8 protein-coding genes are annotated in these 7,755 nt (G+C 66.1%); 6 read left to right on the top strand and 2 right to left on the bottom strand.

Going from position 1 to position 7,755, the window contains the following annotated elements:
* From PVW46_RS16325 to PVW46_RS16305, 5 genes are all read left to right on the top strand, one after another.
* On the top strand, positions 1-297 hold a 297-nt coding region (locus tag PVW46_RS16325), incomplete at its 5' end, for an ATP-binding cassette domain-containing protein (RefSeq protein ID WP_274576678.1).
* A gap of 10 nt (positions 298-307) precedes the next feature.
* On the top strand, positions 308-1,291 hold the full coding sequence (locus PVW46_RS16320; protein WP_088716256.1) for an ABC transporter permease: 984 nt from the start codon (positions 308-310) through the stop codon (positions 1,289-1,291).
* Positions 1,288-2,289 carry an ABC transporter permease gene (locus tag PVW46_RS16315; protein ID WP_069208417.1) on the top strand — a complete coding sequence of 334 codons (1,002 nt, stop codon included), beginning with the start codon at positions 1,288-1,290 and terminating at the stop codon, positions 2,287-2,289. Before PVW46_RS16320 ends, PVW46_RS16315 begins: the two co-directional genes overlap by 4 nt.
* Positions 2,289-2,603, top strand: a complete 315-nt coding sequence (rhaM, locus tag PVW46_RS16310; RefSeq protein WP_088671490.1) for an L-rhamnose mutarotase — start codon at positions 2,289-2,291, stop codon at positions 2,601-2,603. The genes PVW46_RS16315 and rhaM overlap by 1 nt, the downstream gene beginning before the upstream one ends.
* Positions 2,600-3,979 (top strand): FGGY-family carbohydrate kinase, encoded by a 1,380-nt coding sequence (locus tag PVW46_RS16305; RefSeq protein WP_069208418.1) that lies wholly within the window; start codon positions 2,600-2,602, stop codon positions 3,977-3,979. The genes rhaM and PVW46_RS16305 overlap by 4 nt, the downstream gene beginning before the upstream one ends.
* Positions 3,980-3,999: 20 nt before the next feature.
* Here the strand turns inward: PVW46_RS16305 and PVW46_RS16300 are convergent, their stop codons facing one another.
* Positions 4,000-7,086: a transporter substrate-binding domain-containing protein gene (locus PVW46_RS16300; protein ID WP_069208419.1), complete on the bottom strand. Its 3,087-nt coding sequence runs from the start codon at positions 7,084-7,086 to the stop codon at positions 4,000-4,002.
* Between the two features lie 101 nt (positions 7,087-7,187).
* Here PVW46_RS16300 and PVW46_RS16295 point away from each other — a divergent pair, with 101 nt between their 5' ends.
* Entirely contained in the window at positions 7,188-7,562 is a 375-nt protein-coding gene (locus tag PVW46_RS16295; RefSeq protein ID WP_274576671.1) for a response regulator, read from the top strand.
* 7 nt (positions 7,563-7,569) lie between these two features.
* On the opposite strand, the gene PVW46_RS16290 is transcribed toward PVW46_RS16295, so the two are convergent.
* The coding region (locus tag PVW46_RS16290; RefSeq protein ID WP_274576669.1) for a TRAP transporter large permease subunit at positions 7,570-7,755 on the bottom strand (186 nt) is incomplete at its 5' end.

Below are 7,755 nucleotides of genomic sequence, written 5' to 3'. Positions count from 1 at the left end.
TCGGGCGGCAACCAGCAGAAGGTGGTGATCGCCAAGTGGCTGGCCACCCAGCCCCGCGTCATCATCCTGGACGAACCGACCAAAGGCATCGACATCGGGTCGAAGGCGGCGGTTCATGACTTCATGGCCGAACTGGCCGCGCAGGGGCTGGCCGTCATCATGGTCAGTTCGGAAATCCCCGAGATCCTGGGCATGTCCGACCGCGTCATCGTCATGCGCGAAGGCCGGATCGCCGCCGAGGTGCAGGAGGATGACCTGACGCCCGAGACGCTTGTCCGCCACGCCGCCGGTATCTGAGGAGAGAGCGATGATCCGCAAACTTGCCACCAGGCGCGAAACCCTGCTGCTGGGCGCGCTCTTGCTGTTGCTGGCCGTGATCGCCACGCGCTTTCCCGGTTTCGTGGCGCCGTCCAACCTGGCGGATGTGTTCAACGACACGGCGCCGCTGATCCTGCTGGCCATCGGCCAGATGGTGGTCATCCTGACCCGCTGCATCGACCTGTCGGTGGCCGCCAACCTGGCGCTGACCGGCATGGTGGTGGCGATGCTGAACGTGGCCGTGCCTGGCCTGCCGGTGGCGGTAACGCTGGCGGTCGCCTTGGGCCTGGGCGCGGCCCTGGGCATGGTCAACGGCCTGCTGGTCTGGAAACTGGATATTCCGCCCATCGTGGTCACGCTGGGCACCATGACGATCTTTCGCGGCACGATCTTCGTCATCTCGGGCGGTGACTGGGTCAACAGCCACGAGATGGGAGAGGGATTCAAGGCCTTTCCACGCGCCGAGTTGCTGGGCCTGCCAATGCTGAGCTGGATCGCGATCCTGGCCCTGACGGTCTTTTCCCTGGTCATGACCCGCACGACGCTGGGCCGCGCCTTCTACGCGGTGGGCGGCAACCCGCACGCGGCCACCTATACCGGCATCGACGTGGGCCGGACCCAGTTCTGGGCCTTTACCCTGTCCGGTACCCTCGCCGGCCTGACGGGCTATCTCTGGGTCTCGCGTTACGCGGTGGCCTATGTCGACATCGCTGGCGGGTTCGAGCTGGACGTGGTGGCGGCCTGCGTGATCGGGGGCATCTCGATCATGGGCGGCGTCGGCACGGTCTGGGGCGCCCTGCTGGGGGCCCTGTTCTTGGGCGTCATCAAGAACGCCCTTCCGGTGGTCAACATCTCGCCCTTCTGGCAGCTGGCGATTTCCGGCAGCGCCATCATCATCGCGGTGGCGGTCAATGCCCGCGCCGGACGCGACAAGGGCCGCATCATCCTGAAATCCGCGGAGCACGCCACATGACGACATTGCATGACACCGCACCGGGGCGCCAGATCCCCGACCGGCTGCAATCGCCCCTGCAACGGCGGCTGAAGAGCTGGGAAACCCTGCTGCTGCTGGTGGCCATCGGCATCTTCGTCGCCAACAGCTTTGCCTCGCCCTATTTCCTCAACGCCTGGAACCTGAGCGACGCAACCTTCAACTTTACCGAAAAGGCGATGATCGCCTTTGCGATGGCGCTGCTGATCATCTCGGGCGAGATCGACCTATCGGTCGCGGCGATCATCGCGCTGGCCTCGACCGCGATGGGCGCGGCGATGAGCGCGGGCGCCGGAACGCCCATGATCCTGCTGGTGGGGATCGGCACCGGCCTGGCCTGCGGCGCCTTCAACGGGGTGCTCGTCACCCGTTTCGGCCTGCCCTCCATCGTCGTCACCATCGGCACCATGAGCCTGTTTCGAGGCATCAGCTACATCGTCCTGGGCGACCAGGCCTTTCGCGGCTACCCCTCCGATTTCGCATTCTTCGGACAGGGCTACGTGTTCTGGGTGATCTCCTTCGAGCTGGTGCTTTTCGCCGTGCTCGCCGTGATCTACGCCGTGGTCCTGCACCTGACCAACTTTGGCCGCGCGGTCTATGCCATCGGCAACAATGCGACGGGTGCAGAGTTTTCAGGCATCCGGGTCGCGCGGGTGAAATTCATCCTCTTCCTGCTGACCGGCCTGATGTCGGGCATCGCCGCCATCTGCCTGACCTCGCGGCTGGGCTCGACCCGCCCCTCGATCGCCTTTGGATGGGAACTGGAGGTGGTGACGATGGTGGTTCTTGGCGGTGTCAACATCCTGGGCGGATCCGGGTCCATTCCCGGCGTGGTCATCGCGGCCTTCGTCATGGGGCTGGTGACCTTCGGACTGGGCCTGTTGAACGTGCCCGGCATCGTCATGTCGATCGTGATCGGCGCGCTGCTGATCGGGGTGATCGCCCTGCCCCGGCTCTGGTCGAAGTGGCGGGCCGCGTGATGCAGAAATACGCCTTCAAGATGACGCTCACCCCCGGTTGCGAGACCGAGTACCGCAAGCGCCATGACGCGATCTGGCCCGAATTGTCGCAGCTGCTGAAAGAGGCGGGCGTTTCGGATTACTCGATCCACCTCGACCGGGACACGCATACGCTCTTTGCGGTGCTCTGGAGACGTGACGATCATACGATGGACGCCCTGCCCGACCATCCGGTCATGCAGAGATGGTGGGCGCATATGGCGGACATCATGGAGACCAGGGACGACAACGAACCCGTGGCGACGCCGCTGGAAACGGTCTTTCACCTGCCATGACGGGGGGTCATGTCGCCGTCATCGACATTGGCAAGACCAACGCCAAGCTGGCATTGGTCGACCCTGCCGACCTGGCGGAAGTCGCCGTCATCACCCGGCCAAACACGGTGCGTCCCGGTCCACCCTGGCCGCATTTCGATACCGAGGGACACTGGCAGTTCCTGCTGGACGGGCTTCGCGACTTTCACTCGGCCCACGGTATTTCCGCGATCTCCGTCACCACGCATGGCGCCTGTGCCGCGTTGCTGGACGAAAAAGGTGGGCTGGCGGCGCCGATCCTCGACTACGAACATGACGGCCCGGACGACCTGTCGGCCGACTATGACGCCCTGCGCCCAGGGTTTTCAGAAACAGGCTCTCCGCGCCTGGGCATGGGGCTGAACCTGGGGGCGCAGCTGCACTGGATGCTGCAGTCAGATCCGGGCCTGCGGGCGCACACCGCGCGGATCGTCACCTATCCGCAGTATTGGGGGTTTCGCCTGACGGGCGTTGCCGCAACGGATGTGACCTCGCTGGGCTGTCACACGGATCTCTGGTTGCCGGCCGAGGGGCGGTTTTCCCCTTTGGTGGACACGCTGGGCCTGGGCGGGATCATGGCCCCGCCGCGCCGTCCGGACGAGGTTCTGGGCCCGATCACGGCGGAAGTGGCAAAGGCGACCGGTCTGCCCCGCGAGACGCAGGTGCGATGCGGCATCCACGATTCCAACGCCTCGCTGCTGCCCCACCTGCGCAGCCAGCAGGCCCCGTTTTCCGTGGTCTCGACCGGCACCTGGGTCATCGCCATGTCCATCGGCGGGACAGTCGTGGACCTGGATCCGGGCAAGGACACGCTCATCAACGTCAGCGCGCTGGGTGCACCCGTACCGTCGGCCCGGTTCATGGGTGGACGCGAACATGACATCGCCTCGGGCGGTGCCTATCCCGACCCCGATGAGTCAGAGCTTGCCGCCATCCTGCGCGACGGCATCATGCTGTTGCCGGCGGTCGAACCGGGTTCCGGCCCGTTCCGGGGCCGGCAGGCGCGCTGGGTCGGGGCGGAACCCGCGCCCGGCACCGGGCGGCGCGGGGCGGCGCTGGCCTTTTACCTGGCGCTGATGACGGCCCATTGCCTGCGGATCATCGGCCACGCGGGCCAGATCGTTGTCGAAGGCCCCTTTGCCCGCAACCGCGCCTATGCCCGGATGCTTGCGGCGGCGACCGGCGACCGGGTCATCCCCTCCGGCGCCGCCACGGGCACCTCGCAGGGGGCGGCGCTGCTGGTGGATGGGACGCGGCCCGCCATGCCCGCGCCGATTGCGCCAGCCGATGGGGCCGACCCGCTGACAGCTCAAATGCGGGCCTATGCAGACCTCTGGCAGGACCGCAGCGGCGCCTGACAGCGGCCACCCCCAAAGGTCTACGCCTGCCCTTCCTTCAGGGCCGCGTGGATCGCCGTTGCGAGGTCCGGCAAGAGACAGGGCTTCTGCAGCACCGGCAGCCCAAGCGCCCGGATCTCGTCCGAGCCGACCTCGGCATGGCCGGACATCAGGACAATTGCCATCCGCGCGAACCGCGTGCAAATGGCGCGCGCCAGGTCGATCCCCGAAACGCCACCCGGCATCACGATATCGCTGAGAACCACATCGTAGTCGGCCCCGGCATCCAGCCGATCCAGTGCCGCCCGACCGGTCTCGGCCATGTCCACATCGTAGCCGAGATCGCGCAGCAATTCTGCCATCGGCTCGCGCAGCGCCGCCTGATCCTCGACCAGCAACAGACGCCTGCCGTCGCCGCGCGGGATGGCCCCCGAGGTCTGCGGCAGCGCCCCGCCATCACCCGCGACACGCGGCAGGCGCAACCGGACCGTGGTCCCGTTGCCCGGCTCAGAGTAGAGCGACAGGCGCCCCGACGACCGCGCCGCAAGACTGTCCACCATCGCCAGCCCCAGCCCGGTGCCGCCCGCGTCGGTCTTTGTCGAAAAGAACGGGTCGGTCGCCTGGCGCAACACGTCTCCCGTCATGCCGGGGCCATTGTCCGACACGGCGATCTCCACCATGTGCCCGGTCTCCGCGTCCTCCTGGCCGGACTTGCGCATGTCGTAACTCCGGACCTGAATCACGATCTCGTCGCCCTGACCGGAGTCCGCCATCGCGTCGCGCGCGTTCAGGATCAGGTTCAGCAGGGCGTTTTCCAATTCCCCCCTGACACAGTGTACAAAGACATCCTCGTCGACCGCCGGCAGGATCAGCCCGATGGCCTCTCCGATGGCGGGCCGGGCCAGGCTTTCCAGTTCCTTTAGGCTTTCGCGCAGGCTGACCGCGCCGGGTTCCTGCGGCGACTGGCGGGAAAATCCCAGCAGGCGCTGCGTCAGGTTGTTGCCATGTCTGACGGTGTCGATGATCCGGTCGACCGTCGCCGCAACGGGGCCGTCGGCCTTCACCCGGACCAATTGCGCGTTATAGAGGATCGTGGCCAGGATATTGTTGAAATCATGGGCCAGACCACCTGTCAGCATCCCCAGCGAGGACAACCTCTGCGACCGCTCCAGCTTTTGCCGGTTCAATTCGTTGTCATGGGTGTCTTCGACGATCATCAGCGCCGACAGCCCCGACCCCAGAGAAGTGACCGCATCGCTGGTCACACGGACATAGCGGGACGCCTGATCCGGACGGGCACGGAACAGGCAAACCTGCCCGTTCGTCATTTCGCCCCGAAAGAGGCGCTGAAGCGGGTCCCGCCCGGGATCGAGAGGCTCGGCGCTGATCGGTTCAAGGAACTGCGCGCTCTCGGGCCAATGTTGCGGTGAGACGTCCTGCTCCAGTCCCAGCAGCACCCGACCGCCCGGGTTGATGACAGCCATCTCTCCGCCGGTGCCAAAGCCGAAGACCCCCTGCCGCGTGCTCGCCAGGATCGCCGCAAGCCTCTCGCTGGCCAGCGCCGTCTGGGCGCGCAGCCGCTCGGCATTGGCGCGGGCGCGCCAGTTCTGGACCAGGAAGGCCAGCGCCCCCAGGATGGCCAGCGCCCCGCCGCCATAGAGGATCAGGTTGACCCGCCGGTCGGTCCAGAACACCGGGTCCTCCATCCATTGCCGGGCCAGGTCGCGGTATTGGTCAGAGCCGACATACCCCCGGATGACCACGTCCAGCCGTCGCTGCAAATCCCCCAGGCCCGGCCGCATTGCAATGGCCAGGTCGTTCCGGAACACCGGCGCGTCGAGCTGGGCAAAGGCATCGCTCAACCCCATTTCCTGGACCGTCCTCTGGAAGGTCACGCGCGGCATCACCAAGGCGTCGATCCGACCCGCACGCAAATCCTGCGCACCGCCTCTGACCTCGGGCAACATGACAAGCGGCACGCCGAGATCCGCCGCGATCTCGGCGCGCAACGGGCTGCTCTGGATGATACCGATCCGCCCTTCTTCCGGTCGCAGCTCTCGGCCCGCGTCGGCGGCGCGAACGAAAATGGCATATTCGATCGTCTGGATCGGTGCGCTGAACTGCAACAGGTTCCGCTCTGCCTCTGTCACGCTGCGCAAGGGCAGGAGATCGAAGGCGCCGACCCTTGGCCCCCTCGCCCAACTTTCCAGCGTGATCGGTTCGAACTGCACGGCGATGTCCGCGCGCGCCGCCAGGTCGCGCAGCACCTCGACCGCGAAACCGCTGACCCGCCCGTCTTCCTCGACCAGGTGGTAGGGCGGGAAATGCGATACACCCACGGTCAGCACATCCGGAACCGGCACCGGCGGCACCATGAGCCAGCGCGCGCGCAGATCGTCCAGTGCCCCGCTGGTCTCCAGCCGACCAAGCGCCGCCTCGATCCCCGGCAAGAGAGGGGCAAATTCCGGGCGAAGCGCGACAAAATGGGAATTTTCCCGCACCGGCGGAAATGTCGGGCGCACAAGCCCATCCAGCCCTGTCCGGCGCAGCGTTCTTTCGCCCAGCGCGGACAGGACGATCACCCCGTCCACCTGGCCATCGAGAAGATGCGCGAAGGCCGTGACCTGGTCATCGTAGGGCACCATGACGCTGCCTTCAGGTGGTCTCATCCGGCTGGCGACCGTGTTGCGCAGGACACCTATGCGCCTGTCAGTGAAGGTTTCGAAGCGCCAGTCTCGCGGGGCGTCAGCGCGGACGAACAGGACGAAGCGCGTTTCCGCGACCGGTCCGGCAAACAAGAGCTGGCCATCGTCGATGGCGCCTCTGCCAACACCGGCCAGCAAATCGGCACGCCCCCGGGACAGCGCCGGCAGCACCTCCGTCGTCAGGCCGACATCGACGAGGTCGATGTCGAACCCTGCCTCCTCTGCGAGCATCCGGGCGAGGTCGAGGAAGAAACTGCGCGGGGTCCCGTCCGCCTCGACAAATCCGAAACCGGAGTCGCCTGCCCAGGGAACGCGCAACACTTGCCTCTCGGGGGATTGTGCACCCGCCGTCAGTGGCATCAGCAGGAAAAACACCCCGATCAGCAGCCAACGGGCCGGCGAAGACGCGAAAAGGACTCTCAAGTGATGGCTCCTCGACCGCCGGGGACGCGCGATTATAGATTGTGGCCACGGGTTTCCAATGGCATTTCTGACCGGATAACTCATTGGAAAGCAGTGTTCACTTGACCGATGCGACAAAGATCCTGGTGATCGAGGACAACGGGCCCTTTCTCGCGGCGCTGGCCGATACGCTCGAGATGTTCGGTTACGCGGTCGAACAGCTCTCGGACCCGGCCAGGGCCCTGAATCGGGTGACCAGCGCCCCCGGTTTCGACATCCTGGTGATCGACCTGCACCTTGGGGCATCGCTCTCGGGCACGGAGGTCGCGCAGGCCGCACGACAAGGCGCGCCGGACCTTCCCGTGATCTTTCTGACCGGCGGACAGACCGACGGGCCGCCCCCCACCCTCGCGTCCAGCGAATTGGTGATGAAGACCGACGGGCCTATGGCCCTGCGCGATGCGCTTGACCGGGCCAGCGCGGCGCTGGCGGACTGACCGGCAGCTACAGCAGCCCCGGCAGGAACAACACCGCCGCCGGAAAGGCGATTGTCAGGATCACCACCACCAGGTCCGCCAGAAGGAAAGGGATCACGCCGGCAAAGATCTGTGCCGTGCTGACGTATTTGTAGGCCACGTTCTTGATGACGAAGACGTTCAGCCCGACCGGCGGCGTGATCATCCCGATTTC

The sequence above is a fragment of the Mameliella sp. AT18 genome (genome assembly GCF_028807275.1).
Lineage (GTDB): Bacteria > Pseudomonadota > Alphaproteobacteria > Rhodobacterales > Rhodobacteraceae > Antarctobacter > Antarctobacter albus.
Note: the sequence above shows the minus strand (reverse complement) of the source record. Positions and strands in the feature narration are given on the sequence as shown.